Here is a 15,729-nt window from a genome sequence, read left to right as displayed (position 1 = left end):
GGTCTTTTTTAACATTGTCCTGGTGAAAGCGAGTCTCTTAATCTGCGCAGCAACTAGCAAGGTTGGCGTCATTTTTTAGCCAAGGCTTGCTGGTGCATAAGTTGCACACCGCTTTTCAAAAACCAGGAGAAAAACCATGTTCAAGCGCGCTCTGCTTGTTACCGCACTGACCGCAGCTTTTGCTGCACCTGCTTTCGCTGACGTTTCCATCAGTGGTTCCGCGGAAATGGATATCTTTGTCCGTACGCATCAAGACTCTTCACTAAAAGCGGACGGAAGTTCCTCTTCTGCTGCAGGCAATGAAACCGATTTGATTTTGAATTTTGATGGCAACGATAAACTGGACAATGGCAACAAGCTGATCTGGCGGGTTTCGCAGAAAGTTGCCACGCCAGCCACAGCGGCTTGGGGCTCACGCGAGGCTTATATCGGCTTGACCGGTGATTGGGGTACTTTCCGCTCGGGTCGAGTATTCGCGCCTTCTTACCTTGCCCTGGATGAGTTCCAGAACGGTGCCGGTAACCTGTGGGAAGATTACGGTGCAAATGCGGTATGGTTCAAGGAAGCTCTGGCATATACGTCGCCTGATTTCGGCGGTTTCAATGTCCAGGTTGCTTATGACCTAGGTACCAAGAACTCTGATGGTCAAGCTTGGGCTCTCGATGCAATCGCAACGTACAAGGGCAATGGCCTGAGTTTGGCTGGTGGTTACCAGAAGCAGAAGGGCTTGGCCCAGGCGGATGGAGCCAATGTTGGCAATGTTACGTTTGATACTTTGGCCTGGAATCAGGATGACGCCTACTCGCCAAGCTCGGGTGGTTTCTTCGGGAACGACATTCAGCAAGAGATGTACTTTGCCCAAGGTAATTGGGATGTTGGTAATGGCTTTAGTCTGCGTGCTGGCTGGAAGCACAACAAATGGGTTGCTGATGGCTGGTACCTGACTAATGGTCGTGAAGCTACCTCGTCGAATGATCAGTTCCTGCTTGGCGGTGCTTATCGTTGGGGTAAGCAATCCATTGCCTTGGGCTGGCAAGACGTAGTTAATAGCAAGGTCGGCGGTGAAAAAATCAACGACATGAATATGAACCAGCTCTATGGTCAATACACCTACGGTATGTCCAAGAACACCGTTGCCTATGTGCAAGCGCGTTACATGAAGTTCAAGAGCGAAGATGCTCGCCCATTTGCAACTGCAACCTGGCAACTTGATGGCGTAGCATCCAGTGGCACCGACAACGGCGCTCGCGTCCTGATCGGCACTTGGACTGGTTTCTAATCTGAATTTATCTTCGGATTGTTAGACCCCAAAAAAGGCGACGTAAGTCGCCTTTTTTGCATCCACTCACCCGGCAAGCAGCCCATATTGACCGCGATGGAAAATGCTCATTGCATGGATATCTGCAGCAGAAATCCTAATTACCGGAAATTGTGTTTTTCGCGAATCTTAATAACTGTTTCTTTTGCGCATCGACCTACACCTTGAAGTTGAGGATTTATGTCGTTTTCCGGCAAAAACTAAGGTAATCGCCCTACATATCTGCCCTGGTCAGGAGTTCACCTGATTTCGGTCAAACCTGAGCCCCCCTAAATTCCTGTACGCGGGCTGCCATGGGGTCGCCCGTAGCCTAGGAGACCGAAGAAAATGAAAACTTTGCGTATGACGCTCTGCGCAGCGGCTTTGTCCGTTGCATGCGCTGCCAATGCGGCTGAGGTAGAAGTTCTGCACTGGTGGACTTCCGGCGGTGAAGCAAAGGCCGCTGGCGAGCTGAAGAAGATGCTCGAAGCCAAGGGCGACAAGTGGAAGGATTTTGCAGTTGCTGGTGGTGCAGGTGATAACGCCATGACCGCGCTGAAGACTCGCGTTGTGTCCGGCAATCCGCCAGCAGCAGCTCAAGTGAAGGGCCCGGCCATTCAAGAGTGGGGCGATCAAGGTGTGTTGGCCAACATCGATGATGTAGCTAACAAAGAAAACTGGAACAAGGTTCTGCCGGCAGTGGTGCAAAACACCATGAAGTACCAAGGCCATTACGTTGCTGCACCGGTGAACGTGCACCGCGTGAACTGGCTGTGGGTGAATCCGGATCTGCTGAAGAAAGCAAATGCCAAGGTTCCGACCACATGGGACGAATTCTTCAAGACTGCTGAAGCCCTGCAAAAAGCCGGCGTCCAGCCAGTTGCTTACGGTGGCCAGCCATGGCAAGACGCAACCGTATTCGAGGACGTGGTTCTGGGTACTGGTGGTGCGGCATTCTTCAAGAAGTCCTTTGTTGATCTGGACCAGGCTAGCCTGAAGAGCCCGACCATGATCAAGTCTCTGGAAACATACAAGAAGATCAAGCCATTTACCGACAAGAACGCTGCTGGCCGCGACTGGAATCTGGCAACTGCCATGGTTATCAATGGCAAAGCCGGTATGCAGTTCATGGGTGACTGGGCCAAGGGCGAGTTCCTGGCTGCAGGCAAGGTACCAGGCAAAGACTTCGTGTGTGTACCTACACCAGGTTCCGCCAAGTCCTACACCTTTAACATCGACAGCTTCATCTTCTTCAAGCTGAAGAACGCTGACGGCGCCAAGGGTCAAAACGATCTGGCTGAAACCCTGGTTAGCCCAGACTTCCAGCAAATCTTCAACCTGAACAAGGGTTCGATCCCGGTTCGCCTGGATGCAGACATGTCCAAGTTTGACGATTGCGGTAAGCAATCGGCCAAGGACTTCGCTGCTGACAACAAGTCCGGCACCCTGGTTCCATCCTTTGCTCACGGCATGGCAATGCATTCCGCCACGCAAGGCGCCATGTACGACGTTATTTCGCAATTCTGGAATGACGACAACATGACCGCTCAGCAAGCTGCTGCAAAACTGGCTGCCGCTGCCAAGGTTAACTAATCCCGCGCGGTCACAAGACCGCAAGGATGGTTGATTCTCAGCAGTTGTAGCTCGTAGTAACCCTCTTGTGCCGGTCCCGGCGCAAGAGGGGGCTCCACCCCATCGTACATCGGAGATTTGTCATGATTCAGTCGACCCGGCCAGCTCAGTATGGCTTTGCGGAACGCTGGCTTCCGCGGCTTGTGCTTGCCCCGTCGTTCTTGCTGTCGCTGGTATTCATTTATGGCTTTGTGGCCTGGAATGGTTATCTGTCGTTTACCGCATCGCGTTTGTTGCCCAACTATGAATGGGTTGGTTTTGCTCAATATGCGCGTCTGTTCGCCAATGAACGTTGGTGGGTAGCGGTCGAGAACCTGTTTAAGTTCGGTATTCTGTTCATTGGCGTCAGCATGCTCGTAGGCATTTTGCTGGCTATTTTGCTGGATCAGAAAATCCGTGCTGAAGGTGCGTTGCGCACTATTTATCTTTATCCGATGGCCCTGTCTTTCATCGTGACCGGTACTGCCTGGAAGTGGATGTTGAACCCGGGTCTGGGTCTGGAAAAGATGTTCCATGACTGGGGCTGGACCAGCTTTCAGTTTGACTGGCTGGTTAATCCGGATATGTCGATTTACACCATTGTGATCGCCGGTATCTGGCAATCCTCTGGTTTCGTGATGGCCCTGTTCCTGGCTGGCCTGCGTGGTATTGATGATTCGATCATCAAAGCAGCCCAGATCGATGGCGCCTCACTGCCACGTATTTACTGGAAGATCATTTTGCCGGCCATGCGCCCGGTGTTCTTCTCCACGCTGATGATTCTGGCTCACATTGCCATCAAGAGCTTTGACCTTGTGGTCGCATTGACTGGCGGTGGTCCTGGCTTCTCTTCCGATGTGCCGGCGACTTACATGTACGCGATGGCGTTTACCCGTGGCGAAATGGGGCTCGGCTCTGCCAGCGCCATGATGATGTTGCTGACTGTGTCTGCGGTCATCGTGCCTTACCTGTATTCCGAACTGCGCCGAGGCCGTAATGCATAACAAGAACTTTTCCCGCTTCCTCGTTTACGCGGTCCTGATTTACTTCGCTGTTTACTATCTCTTGCCGCTGTATGTCATGTTGACGACTTCGGTGAAGACGATTGATGAAATCCGCGTTGGTAATCTGTTGTCGCTGCCGATGCACATCACTTTTGACGCCTGGCGCAAAGCCTGGGGTACTGCGTGTACCGGTGTTGAATGTACCGGTCTGTCCACGTACTTCTGGAACTCGGTACGCATGGTGTTCCCGGCGGTGATCATCTCCACCTCCATGGGCGCGATCAACGGCTATATTTTGTCCAAGTGGAAGTTCCCGGGCTCGGAAGTTGTATTCGCCATGCTGATGTATGGTCTGTACATTCCGTTCCAGGTGCTGTTGCTGCCAATGGCCATGACTGAAGGCTGGATGGGCATTGCCAGCTCCACCACTGGTCTGGTGTTTGTGCACGTGGTGTGTGGTATTGCTTCCACCACGCTGTTCTTCCGCAACTTCTACGTGGGTATCCCGGATGAACTGATCAACGCCGCACGGCTGGATGGCGCAGGTTTCTGGCGCATCTTCTGGCGCATCGTGCTGCCGATGTCGGTACCTATCCTGATGGTGACCTTCATTTGGCAATTCACACAGATCTGGAACGACTTCCTGTTCGGTCTGGTGTTCTCCTCCGGTGGCTCGCAACCCATCACCGTGGGCCTGAATAACCTGGCTAACACTTCAACCACCGTGAAGGAATACAACGTGGATATGGCAGCCGCAATCATTGCAGCGTTGCCGACCATCTTCGTTTACGTGGTTGCAGGTAAATACTTTGTGCGTGGGCTTTCCGCCGGCGCGGTCAAGGGTTGATCCAGGGTTAACCCGGAACAGCCAAACCAGATACACCGACGAAAGCTACACCATACAAAACTGGCTTGATGCGTATTCAACAAGACGCATCAAGCCAGTGGCAGTAGCCCGGTACCCGAACTCAGAACTGGAGAAAAAGATGGGCGCACTTGCCATCAAAAACGTAACCAAAAGCTTTGGCGACACACACATCCTGAAAGGGATCGACATTGAGATCGACGACGGTCAGTTCCTGATCCTCGTTGGCCCGTCCGGTTGTGGCAAGTCCACGCTGATGAACATCATTGCCGGCCTGGAAGGCCCGACTACCGGTGAAGTACATATCGGTGGCAAGGTTGTGAACGACGTCGCGCCGAAAGATCGCGACATCGCCATGGTGTTCCAGAGCTACGCGCTGTACCCAACCATGAACGTGCGTCAGAACATCGCGTTTGGTCTGGAAACACGCGGCGTACCGAAGAAAGAACAAGAAGAAGTGATCAACCGCGTCGCCAAGATGCTGCAGATGGATCACCTGCTGGATCGCAAGCCAGGTCAGTTGTCCGGTGGTCAGCGTCAACGTGTGGCCATGGGCCGTGCGCTGGCGCGTGACCCGATCCTGTTCCTGTTTGATGAGCCGCTGTCCAACCTGGACGCCAAGCTGCGCGTGGAAATGCGCACTGAAATCAAGCAACTGCATCAGCGTCTGAAAACCACCATCGTTTACGTGACGCACGATCAGATCGAAGCGATGACGCTGGGCGATCGCATTGCGGTCATGAAAGACGGCGTCATTCAACAGTTTGGCAGCCCGCAAGATATCTACGAGCGCCCGTCCAACCTGTTCGTTGCCAGCTTTATCGGCTCGCCTTCAATGAACTTCGTCGAATGTCATCTGGCGGAGCAAAACGGTGTAGTCGGTGTGAGCCTGACTAGCGATAGCGACGCGCGTTTCTTGCCTCTGCACAAGGGCGAGCGTTTCGCCAAGCGCGTTGGCCAGGAAGTCATTCTGGGGATTCGCCCGGAGCAACTGGACGTGGCACACGGCGACGAAAGCTCGCTGGGTTGCAAGGTGATCCTGACCGAGCCAACCGGCCCGGATACCATGATTTTCACCAAGATCAACGGCAAGGATGTGGTCGCCCGCGTTCATCCGCGTGATGCCAAAGGCCCAGGCGAAACCATGCGTCTGGCGCTGGATATGTCCAAGGTTGTGCTGTTTGATCCGAAGACTGAATTGCGTATTGATTGAGGTGGCTGAGCCAGCGTTTGCTGGCTAGCTACCGCTCAAGGTCTTGAGCAGAGCAGCAACTTGGCCCCACAGTGATGTGGGGCCTTTCTTTTGTGCGTTGCGGACGAGCTTTAGTGACGATGAGGTGCTTGAACGAAGCAGAGGGGGAGTGGTGTCGCTTGAAATGTGACTGGTAAAGCCACCGGCCGCAATGGCCTGGCTTGGGCAGACTAAAGCTGTCGCCGCTCTACCAACGCCTGGGCCAGGGTGCTGGGATCGACATGTTCGAGTTCGCCACCTACAGGCAAACCACGGGCGATACGGCTGACTTGCAGCCCGCGTGCGCGCAGCATTTCTGCCAGATAGTGGGCCGTGGCTTCACCTTCAACGGTGAAGTTAGTAGACAGGATGACCTCTTTAACGACGCCATCGCTGGCGCGTTCCAGCAAGCGCGCGAATGCAATATCTTTCGGGCCAATGCCATCAAGCGGGCTTAGCCGGCCCATCAAGACAAAATACAAACCGTGATACGCCAAAGTCTGCTCCACCATCAGCAGATCGGTGGGCATTTCCACCACGCACAATTGCTCGTGATTGCGACGCTCATCCGCGCAAATCTCGCAAATCTCGGCTTCAGTAAACGTATTGCATTTGGCGCAGTGCTTGAGCGTGGCTAGCGCGTGCATGATCGCGTGCGCCAGATCATTGGCACCCGGCTGATCCCGCTGCAACAGGTGATACGCCATGCGACTGGCCGATTTGGGGCCAACGCTGGGCAGTACGCGCAGCGAATCGATCAGATTTTGCAGGGAAGAGGGTGTGCTCATTGGGGCCAAAGAGGTTGCGGGACGTTGCACATAACAAAGGGGTAAAGAACAAGATCGAGGTTTTCTCCTCCCGCCTTGCCCTTTACCCCTCACAACCGAATCAGAATGGCATCTTGAAACCGGCTGGCAAGTTCAGACCAGAGGTGAAGCCGGCCATTTTCTCTTGCGTAGTGGTTTCAACCTTGCGCACGGCGTCGTTCATTGCAGCGGCAATGAGGTCTTCCAGCATGTCTTTGTCGTCTTGTAGCAGCGAGTCATCAATGCTGACGCGCTTGACTGCGTGATGGCAGGTCATCACAACCTTGACCATGCCTGCACCGGCCTGGCCTTCAACTTCAACCAGGGCCAGCGCTTCTTGTGCCTTGGCCATGTTTTCCTGCATCTGCTGAGCTTGTTTCATCAGCCCGCCCAAACCGCCTTTGTTAAACATCTGAGTGCTCCTTGTTGATTGCTGTGATTTTAAATTCGGTACTACGCCAGTCGATCAGATCGGCTGGATTGATCCTGGCAGCACAATGGCGCCGAACTCCTGCACCATCGCCTGGACAAACGGGTCGCCCTGAATGGCCAGTTCGGCTTCTTCCTGGCGTTGCTCACGCGCACGCTGCATGATCGCAGCGGGGGTGTGTTCAATGGTGGCGTCGATCATCTGCGCGCTGACCTGAATCGGCACACCGAAATGCGTGCTCAATGCCTGCCGCAGCTTTTCCTGCAAATCCAGCGCGCGAGTAGCCAGCGCCTGGTTGGATCTGGAAATGCGCAACTGGAAATGCGCGTTGTTCCAGGAAACCAGCTCGGCTTGTTGGGCCAGCATACCTTCAGCGCCCATGCGCATATCGGTGACCAGTCCGTGCCAGTCACCATTGAAGTCGGCATAGTTGGCACCCTGGACTGATACTTCGGCAGGGCTGGCTGATTGTTCAGGCGGCAGTTCGTGCGAAACGGATTGCGCTGCTAGTTCTTGCGCGACATCCTCGTATTCTGGCTGGAAATGCTCGTGGGCCGGAATCGGTGCAGCGGACTCGGCTTCAGGCTCCCATGGCGCCGGATCGTAGTCGGGCTCTGCTGCCGGAGCAGTAGATGCTGTGCGCATCACTAGGGTGACCGTCTCAGCGACTGCAGCCACGGCCGATGTAGGGACAACTGCCGGTGCGGTGACCACCGCTGCCATGGCCGATGCTGCTGGCGCAGCAACTGCGGGCGCCGGAGTGCTCACACTTGCGGAAGCAGGTACCGCCGCTGCCGGCGTTGGTGCGACAGGCGCGCGGGCCGGGATGGTGGCGGGAGCCGAACCCGTTACCGGAGCAATCGAGCCAGACGATACCGGCGCAAACGCCAGCATACGCATCAGCGTCATTGAGAAACCGGCGAATTCGTCCGGTGCCAGCGCCAGATCGCGGCGGCCGTGCAGTGCAATCTGATAATAAAGCTGGGTTTCTTCCGCCGGTAACGCCTGGGCCATCGCCAGGATATCGTCGCGCAATGGCAAATCATCGGCCAGCGCACCCGGTACAACTTGTGCCAGCGCGATCTGATGCAGCACATGCGCCAGTTCATGCAGTGCGGATTCGTACGACAAGCCACGTTGGGCTATCGAATCTGCGGCAGCCATCATGGCCGGGCCATCGTGGGCCACCAGCGCGCGCAAAATTTCAAACAAATAGCCTTGGTCCACTGCGCCCAGCATGGCGCGCACGCCTTCTTCGCGCACTTCGCCGGAGCCATAAGCAATGGCTTGATCCAGCAAACTCAGCGCATCACGCATCGAGCCATTGGCCGCGTGGCCGAGCAGACTCAGTGATGCTGGCTCAAACGGAATCTGTTCGGCTTGCAACACATTATTGAGGTGGCCAGAGACTTGCTGTGGCGTCATTTGGCGCAAGGAGAACTGCAAACAGCGTGACAACACGGTGATCGGCACTTTCTGCGGATCGGTGGTCGCCAGAATGAATTTGACGTGGCCGGGTGGTTCTTCCAGCGTCTTGAGCATGGCGTTGAAGGCACTTTTGGACAGCATGTGCACTTCATCGATGATGTAGACCTTGAAGCGACCGGCCGTGGGCGCGTACTGCGCGTTGTCCAGTACTTCACGGATATTGTCGATACCGGTGTTGGACGCCGCATCAATCTCTAACAGATCAACAAAACGCCCCGCATCAATCTGGGTACAGGCGGAACAGACACCACATGGCTCGGCGGTTACACCGGTTTCGCAATTAAGCGATTTGGCCATGATCCGGGCGATGGTGGTTTTACCCACGCCGCGCGTGCCGGTCAGCAACCATGCGTGATGCAGACGGCCGCTGGCAAAGGCATTGGACAGCGCCTTGATGACGTGTTCCTGGCCAACCAGTTGGGCAAAAGTGCGAGGGCGCCACTTACGGGCGAGTACTTGATAAGTCATGGCGCGATTCTAGCAGATCACCGTGCCACAAATGCGAACGCCGTATCTGGGCGGCCCGGTTTGGCCCGATCAAATGCAGGCGCAAACCGTGGCAGAGCAGATGGGCTTATTCGTCGTGAAAGTAGCGTTGGGTATCGGTCAAAAAGTGTGGTCCGCCATCCGGGCGGATCAGCGTACCGATGCCTTCGCTGGTCAGCAGTTCCAGCAACAGCGCATTGGGAACGCGACCATCAATAATGTGAGCCGACTTCACGCCCATGCGTACCGCGTCGAGCGCTGAACTGATTTTCGGCAGCATACCGCCAGAAATCGTGCCATCGGCCGATAGCGCATCAACGTCCGACAACGTCAAACCAGCGATCAGTTTACCATTGCGATCCAGTACACCTGGCGTGTTGGTCATCAGGATCAGTTTTTCGGCATTCAAGGCCCGGGCCAGCGTTCCGGCCACCAGATCGGCGTTGATGTTATAAGCCTGGCCGTCTACACCCACGCCAATGGGCATGATCACCGGCACAAAATTGCGCGTCTGCAGCAGGCTGATGAGTTCCGGGTCGATTTTTTCGATTTCGCCCACAGCACCGATATCAACCGGTTCAGTCTCGCCTTCTTCCGGTGGCAGCATCATTTTGCGCGCCTGAATAAAATAGCCATCTTGCCCGTTCAGGCCGACGGCTTTACCACCGCTGCGGTTGATCAGCCCGACGATTTCCTGATTGAGCTTGCCAGTCGCCATTTCCACGGCTTCCAGCGTTTGCGCATCAGTCACCCGCATGCCCCGGCGAAACTCGCTTTTGACGCCCATTTTTTCCAGCAAGCCGCTAATTTGCGGTCCACCGCCATGCACGATCACCGGGCGCATGCCCACTAATTGCAGCAGGGCGATGTCGCGGGCGAAACCAGCTTTGAGCGCTTCATCGGTCATGGCGTTGCCGCCATATTTGATCACGAAGATTTTGGAGTGAAAGCTCTGGATGTAGGGCAGGGCTTCGGCCAGGATATTGGCTTTGTCGCCAGCGGCAAGCAATTGGCTGATCATGATGCGCAAGATTCCCGTTTATGCCGTTGCCGACGTGACAAACAATTGATGAACTTCTTCCGGCGTGCCACAGGTGCGCAGCTTGTTGCGAAAATCCTGGTCGCTGAATAACTGGGCGATGCCAGCCAGAATCTCCAGGTGAGCTTGCGTGGCGTGTTGCGGCACGATCAATGCCAGAATATTGGAAACCGGTTTGCCATCGGGCGCATCAAACGGCAGTGCGAGTTCGGTACGTACAAAAACTGCGATGGCGTCAGTCAGACCCTTGAGTCGGGCATGTGGCAACGCCATGCCAAGGCCCAGCGCGGTCGAGCCCAGCTTCTCGCGATCCTGCAGGCTTTTAACCACCAGATCCTTAGCCAATCCGTGCGTTTGCTCCAGTCGTCGCGCAATTTCTTCAAAGAGCCTGGTTTTGCTCGAAACATTCAAATCGAGCACGATGTCCTGGGGCTGCAATAGCTGCGAGATGTTCATGGGTGGTGACCGGGTCCTGTGGTATGAAATTCGTGTTTATATCGCCGTTTGCCGCGTTGCGGTGCTGCACATTAAACGCGGTTAGACGAGTTGGTCGGATTATACGAAAAACCGTTCCGCTTCATGCCGTTTTTCCTGCCATTTTTATATCGTTTTTACGTGTTGTAACAGGATAGATGCCTCACGTTTATCTGCCTGACGCAAGCAGATGCGCCCGCATTGTGCAGATGGACCATCGCAAACCGGTCTGGTTCTTTGCAAATCAGGGTTGCAAGAGCATTCGCAGACGAGATAATGGGCGTATCTATCGATACGAGAACATCATGACTGAAGCGCATCTTGACCCGGCAGACCCACCACCGCAGCCGCCTTATGAGCCCGCGCTGGAGGAGTGTTGTGGCAATGGCTGCGACCCCTGTATTTTTGATACATATGCGCAAGCGCTGCAAAACTATCGGACAGAACTCAAAGCCTGGCAAAGCCGCCACCCGGGCATTGACGTACCGTCGCGCTAAATCAGATTGCGCCTGATCCGGCAGGTTGATTGTTTCTGGCGCACTTTTCATTTCGGCAAGGCGCATTTTGGCCATTACGGACGGCTGGCAGCGCCGCAAGTAGCCGGGCACAATGCAGCAACGCCTTTTGCTGCCATTGACTGGTTCTTTCCGGATTCGCCCGATGCCTCGTTTTAGTTCGCTGTTCCCGCTGATCGCCCCTGCGCTCTGTTCACTGGTGCTGACCGCCGCGCCATTACACGCCGCGCCACTGCCTGCCCCGGTCGCCAATGCATTGGCATCGGCCAAATTGCCTGCGTCCGCATTGTCGCTGGCAGTGGTGCCGCTGGATCGCGGGCCGGGCCAATACTGGAATGCGGATGTGCCGGCCAATCCGGCATCCACCATGAAGCTGATCACCACTTTCGCCGCACTGGATATGCTGGGCCCGGCGTTCTCGTGGAATACGCAGGTTTATGTTGATGGACCGGTCAATAACGGCGTCTTGCAGGGCAACATATATATAAAGGGATCGGGCGACCCCAAATTGACGCTCGAACGTATGTGGATGCTACTGCGCGATGTACGTGCCAGCGGCATCAAACGCATCAATGGCGACATCGTGCTGGACCGCAGCTATTTGCAGATTCCCGCCAAAACCAGCTTTGCCGATGATGGCAATGATCCGGCGCGCGCGTATCTGGTCGGGCCCGATAGCTTGCTGGTCAATTTTCATGCGTTCCGGTTTCATGTGGCCACTGACGCTAGTTCGGCCAATCTGGTTCTTGATCCGCCTCTGCCAGAGGTGACTCTTGAAAACGGCATCAAGCTTTCCGCCAATGCACCATGCGTGGGTAGTGGCCTGGGTTTTCAGGCGAGCGGCGCGGGTAACGCCGTTCGAGTGCGCGTCACCGGCGCATTACCGCCCGATTGCTCGGTAGATAAATATCAGTCTTATCTGGATGCCGCGACCTACACCGGCAGCCTTGCGCGTTATCTATGGAAAGAAACCGGTGGCGAGATCAGCGGCAACACACGCTTGGGCCAAGTACCTGCACAAGCAACACGCGTGGCGCAGTCGCAATCCGCCGATCTGGCGACCAACATTCGCGACATTAATAAATACAGCAACAATCTGATGGCGCGGCAGTTGTTCCTCACGCTGGGCGCGCAGTTCCGCCAGCCGGGTGACGGTGATGATATCCAGTCGGCCAGCCGCACCATCCATGACTGGCTCACTCGCCACAATGCCGACTGGCAAGAGCTGACGCTGGAAAACGGCTCGGGCTTGTCGCGCGAAGAACAAATCTCTGCTCGTCACATGGCGCAACTGCTGCAGTGGGCTTGGCAAAGTCCGTACGCGCCGGAATTTATTTCATCGCTGCCCATTGCCGCAGTCGACGGCACCATGAAGAAACGCCTGAAAGAAAGTGGCGTCGCTGGAGAGGCCCACATCAAAACCGGTACGCTCAAAGATGTGCGCGCAGCGGCTGGTTTTGTGCGTGATGCTGATGGCCACATGTTTGCCGTGGTGGCGATCCTGAACCACCCGCAAGCCGACCGCGGATTGGGTGTGCTTGATAGCGTATTGGCGTGGGTACAATCCGCCGGGCCGGGGATACTCGCAGCAAATGCCGTAACACGCTAAAATAGCGCGCTTTTCCAGCCTGCGTACCTGCAGGACAACCAAAGGCGCGTCATGGACAAGATCCTGATTCTCGATTTCGGCTCCCAAGTCTCCCAGCTGATTGCACGCCGCGTGCGCGAAGCGCATGTCTACTGTGAGCTGCACTCGTTCGATGTTTCCATCGATTTCATCCGCGAGTTCCAGCCCACCGGCATCATCCTCTCCGGCGGTCCTAACTCGGTTTACGAAAGCGATTATCAAGCTGATGCTGGTCTCTTGGCCTTAGGCGTACCGGTCTTCGGTATTTGCTATGGCATGCAGTGGATGGCGCAGACGTTGGGTGGCAAGGTCGATGGTGGCCATGCCCGCGAATTCGGTTACGCCGAAATCCGCGCCCGCGGTCACAGCAAGTTGTTCCGTGATCTGCAAGATCGCCAGAACGACCAAGGGCATGGCCTGCTGGATGTCTGGATGAGCCACGGCGACAAAGTCACCGCACTGCCAGAAGGCTTCAGCATGATCGCTGAAACCCCATCTTGCCCGTTCGCCGCCATGGCTGACGAGACCAAGGGTTTGTACGGCGTGCAGTTCCACCCCGAAGTCACCCACACCCTCAAGGGCCGCGACATCATCAACCGGTTCGTGCTGGAAATCTGTGGTGCCAAGCCATCGTGGACCATGCCTAACTATGTCGAAACCGCCGTCGCGAAGATTCGTGAGCAGGTGGGTGATGAGGAAGTCATCCTCGGTTTGTCTGGCGGCGTCGATTCATCCGTGGCTGCTGCGCTGATTCATCGCGCCATTGGCGACAAACTTACCTGCGTATTTGTGGATAACGGCTTGCTGCGCCTGAACGAAGGCGAGCAAGTCATGAACATCTTCAACAAGCATCTGGGTGTGAAGGTTATCCATGTAAACGCCACCGCGCAGTTCATGGGTCATCTGGCTGGCGTGAGTGATCCCGAAGCCAAGCGCAAGATCATCGGTCGTGAGTTCGTTGAAGTCTTCCAGGTTGAAGCCGCCAAGCTGCCCAACGCTAAATGGCTGGCCCAAGGCACCATCTACCCGGACGTCATTGAATCCGCCGGTGCCAAGACCAAGAAAGCTCACACCATCAAGAGCCACCACAATGTGGGCGGCCTGCCAGATACGCTGAACCTCAAGTTGCTTGAACCACTGCGCGAACTGTTCAAGGACGAAGTCCGCGAACTGGGCGTAGCACTGGGCCTGCCGCATGAGATGGTCTACCGTCACCCATTCCCAGGCCCAGGCCTTGGCGTACGTGTACTCGGTGAAGTCAAACAAGAGTTCTGTGACCTGCTGCGCCGTGCGGATGCCATCTTTATTGATGAACTGCGCGCTGCCGACTGGTACGACAAAACCTCGCAAGCCTTTGCCGTATTCCTGCCGGTGAAATCCGTCGGTGTAATGGGCGATGGCCGCACCTATGAATATGTAGTGGCGCTGCGTGCCGTTCAGACCAGCGATTTCATGACCGCCAAGTGGGCGGAACTGCCGTACGACTTGCTGGGCAAAGTCTCCAACCGCATCATCAATGAAGTTCGCGGTATCAATCGCGTGGTTTACGACGTGTCTGGCAAACCACCGGCAACGATTGAGTGGGAATGATCTGACACCTCGGTGTGGTCTATTTCAATTAGAACGAACGTTCATCAGAAACCCCGCGCGATTTGTGCGGGGTTTTGTTTTTTCTGAAGCGCTCGGAGCTAGGATTGGATTTCCTGGTTTGGTTTGATGAGGTGCGACGTGGACAAAGCGCCGTATGAACTATTTGAGCTGCAAATGCCTGACATGTATGGTGAGGACGTCGGTCCTGGTGGCAGCGGTGGTTTTGAGCCCATGTGGCCGTCACCGTTAAGTCATGGATTTCGCGCACTGGCACGTGGAAATCTATTCATCGCAATCCTCGCTCCGCCTCAGGTCCAGACAAAAATTCTGGACGTAGCAATCCATGATTGCCATATCTATTCATTGGCCGGACATTTTGTTCCGCTGGAATGCCTTCACATCTCGCTCGCCGGTATTGTGGAGTTTGAGAGTGAGCTGCCGCCTGTGGAATATGTTGAGGCGGCCATGTATGTGGCTGGGCGAATCCAGATACAGCCTTTTGAAGTGACGCTTGACCGGACAGCAAACTTTAGCGGGCGTGACGGGCGTTCACCTTATGTATTGACGGTCGGTTACGGGAAAGACAAGGTGACGGAATTGCATCTGCTATTGGCTATGCAGTTGCGCAAGATGGGTATTCGCTTTCGTTCTTCGTATAACCCTCACGTCACCATGCTGTATGACCGGGTACGCCCACCTCCACATGAGATAGCACCAATCAGCTGGAGTGTTGGCGAGTTTGCATTGGTGCACAGTCATGTCGGCCAGAGCCGCTATACCGTTCTCAAGCGCTGGCCGCTGGTGAGGTGATGCTGCGTAGAAATCGTAGCTAGCTGCAGCCGTTGTACCGAATAGCGAGCAATGTGTATTGGTAGCCGGATATATATCTATATGAGTTTCACGCAACAAAAAGCCGCTCGCCAGAGCGGCTTTTGCTTTGGTGCTGTGGTTTTGGGGTGTTTTAAGGTGCAGGAAGAGGTGCTGAAGCAGGGGAGAAGGCAGTGTTTTGCGGGGTAGGGCGAGGGGTCTGTCACGGGACTGCAATGATCGCTGAAAGAAATATTCTTACGGATCAGGGGTTTGTGCGGGCGGGGCAAAGAATGTTGCCCGAAGGTGTTGACGGGGTCCGGTCTGGTCCGTATAGTTCGGTTTCTCCGCTGCAGACACAACAGCGAAACGGCGAAAACGAAGAGTTTAGCAGGGTTTCCGGGTCTGGTGGCAAACGATCTTTAACAAATTACAGCCGATGAGTGTGAGTGCTTGGGA

At 55.3% G+C, this 15,729-nt stretch carries 14 protein-coding genes; 9 read left to right on the top strand and 5 right to left on the bottom strand.

Features of this window, described 5'->3' with window-relative positions:
* Window positions 1–136 precede the first annotated feature (136 nt).
* The 5 genes from P4L78_RS11810 to P4L78_RS11790 all read left to right on the top strand — a co-directional run bounded on the left by P4L78_RS11810 (window position 137) and on the right by P4L78_RS11790 (window position 5,990).
* Window positions 137–1,279: a porin gene (locus P4L78_RS11810; protein WP_309328264.1), complete on the top strand. Its 1,143-nt coding sequence runs from the start codon at window positions 137–139 to the stop codon at window positions 1,277–1,279.
* Between the two features lie 366 nt (window positions 1,280–1,645).
* Window positions 1,646–2,890, top strand: a complete 1,245-nt coding sequence (locus P4L78_RS11805; RefSeq protein ID WP_309328263.1) for an ABC transporter substrate-binding protein — start codon at window positions 1,646–1,648, stop codon at window positions 2,888–2,890.
* Window positions 2,891–3,012: 122 nt separating this feature from the next.
* Entirely contained in the window at window positions 3,013–3,912 is a 900-nt protein-coding gene (locus P4L78_RS11800) for a carbohydrate ABC transporter permease (RefSeq protein WP_283150143.1), read from the top strand.
* Window positions 3,905–4,759, top strand: a complete 855-nt coding sequence (locus P4L78_RS11795) for a carbohydrate ABC transporter permease (RefSeq protein WP_283150142.1) — start codon at window positions 3,905–3,907, stop codon at window positions 4,757–4,759. The genes P4L78_RS11800 and P4L78_RS11795 overlap by 8 nt, the downstream gene beginning before the upstream one ends.
* 139 nt (window positions 4,760–4,898) lie before the next feature.
* Window positions 4,899–5,990, top strand: coding sequence for an ABC transporter ATP-binding protein (locus P4L78_RS11790; protein WP_283150141.1), 1,092 nt, complete (start codon window positions 4,899–4,901; stop codon window positions 5,988–5,990).
* Between the two features lie 209 nt (window positions 5,991–6,199).
* Here the strand turns inward: P4L78_RS11790 and recR are convergent, their stop codons facing one another.
* The 5 genes from recR to P4L78_RS11765 all read right to left on the bottom strand — a co-directional run bounded on the left by recR (window position 6,200) and on the right by P4L78_RS11765 (window position 10,713).
* Window positions 6,200–6,796 (bottom strand): recombination mediator RecR, encoded by a 597-nt coding sequence (gene recR / locus P4L78_RS11785; protein ID WP_283150140.1) that lies wholly within the window; start codon window positions 6,794–6,796, stop codon window positions 6,200–6,202.
* Window positions 6,797–6,896: 100 nt separating this feature from the next.
* On the bottom strand, window positions 6,897–7,226 hold the full coding sequence (locus P4L78_RS11780) for a YbaB/EbfC family nucleoid-associated protein (protein WP_283150139.1): 330 nt from the start codon (window positions 7,224–7,226) through the stop codon (window positions 6,897–6,899).
* Between the two features lie 54 nt (window positions 7,227–7,280).
* On the bottom strand, window positions 7,281–9,200 hold the full coding sequence (gene dnaX, locus P4L78_RS11775; RefSeq protein ID WP_309328260.1) for a DNA polymerase III subunit gamma/tau: 1,920 nt from the start codon (window positions 9,198–9,200) through the stop codon (window positions 7,281–7,283).
* Window positions 9,201–9,306: 106 nt separating this feature from the next.
* Window positions 9,307–10,239: an acetylglutamate kinase gene (argB, locus tag P4L78_RS11770; RefSeq protein ID WP_283150137.1), complete on the bottom strand. Its 933-nt coding sequence runs from the start codon at window positions 10,237–10,239 to the stop codon at window positions 9,307–9,309.
* Between the two features lie 18 nt (window positions 10,240–10,257).
* Window positions 10,258–10,713 (bottom strand): PTS sugar transporter subunit IIA, encoded by a 456-nt coding sequence (locus P4L78_RS11765; RefSeq protein WP_283150136.1) that lies wholly within the window; start codon window positions 10,711–10,713, stop codon window positions 10,258–10,260.
* A gap of 323 nt (window positions 10,714–11,036) precedes the next feature.
* On the opposite strand from P4L78_RS11765, the gene P4L78_RS11760 reads away from it, so the two are divergent.
* The 4 genes from P4L78_RS11760 to P4L78_RS11745 all read left to right on the top strand — a co-directional run bounded on the left by P4L78_RS11760 (window position 11,037) and on the right by P4L78_RS11745 (window position 15,273).
* Complete coding sequence (locus P4L78_RS11760; protein WP_309328258.1) at window positions 11,037–11,228, top strand: oxidoreductase-like domain-containing protein; 192 nt, start codon at window positions 11,037–11,039, stop codon at window positions 11,226–11,228.
* Between the two features lie 163 nt (window positions 11,229–11,391).
* A complete protein-coding gene (gene dacB / locus P4L78_RS11755) occupies window positions 11,392–12,855 on the top strand; it encodes a D-alanyl-D-alanine carboxypeptidase/D-alanyl-D-alanine-endopeptidase (protein ID WP_283150134.1) in 1,464 nt (487 codons plus the stop codon).
* 51 nt (window positions 12,856–12,906) lie between these two features.
* Window positions 12,907–14,463 carry a glutamine-hydrolyzing GMP synthase gene (guaA, locus tag P4L78_RS11750; RefSeq protein WP_283150133.1) on the top strand — a complete coding sequence of 519 codons (1,557 nt, stop codon included), beginning with the start codon at window positions 12,907–12,909 and terminating at the stop codon, window positions 14,461–14,463.
* Window positions 14,464–14,601: 138 nt separating this feature from the next.
* Window positions 14,602–15,273 (top strand): 2'-5' RNA ligase family protein, encoded by a 672-nt coding sequence (locus P4L78_RS11745; RefSeq protein WP_309328256.1) that lies wholly within the window; start codon window positions 14,602–14,604, stop codon window positions 15,271–15,273.
* Window positions 15,274–15,729 lie beyond the last annotated feature (456 nt).

Origin of the sequence: Silvimonas sp. (assembly GCF_031291215.1) — a bacterium.
Taxonomy (GTDB): Bacteria; Pseudomonadota; Gammaproteobacteria; order Burkholderiales; family Chitinibacteraceae; genus Silvimonas; species Silvimonas soli.
Note: the sequence above shows the minus strand (reverse complement) of the source record. Positions and strands in the feature narration are given on the sequence as shown.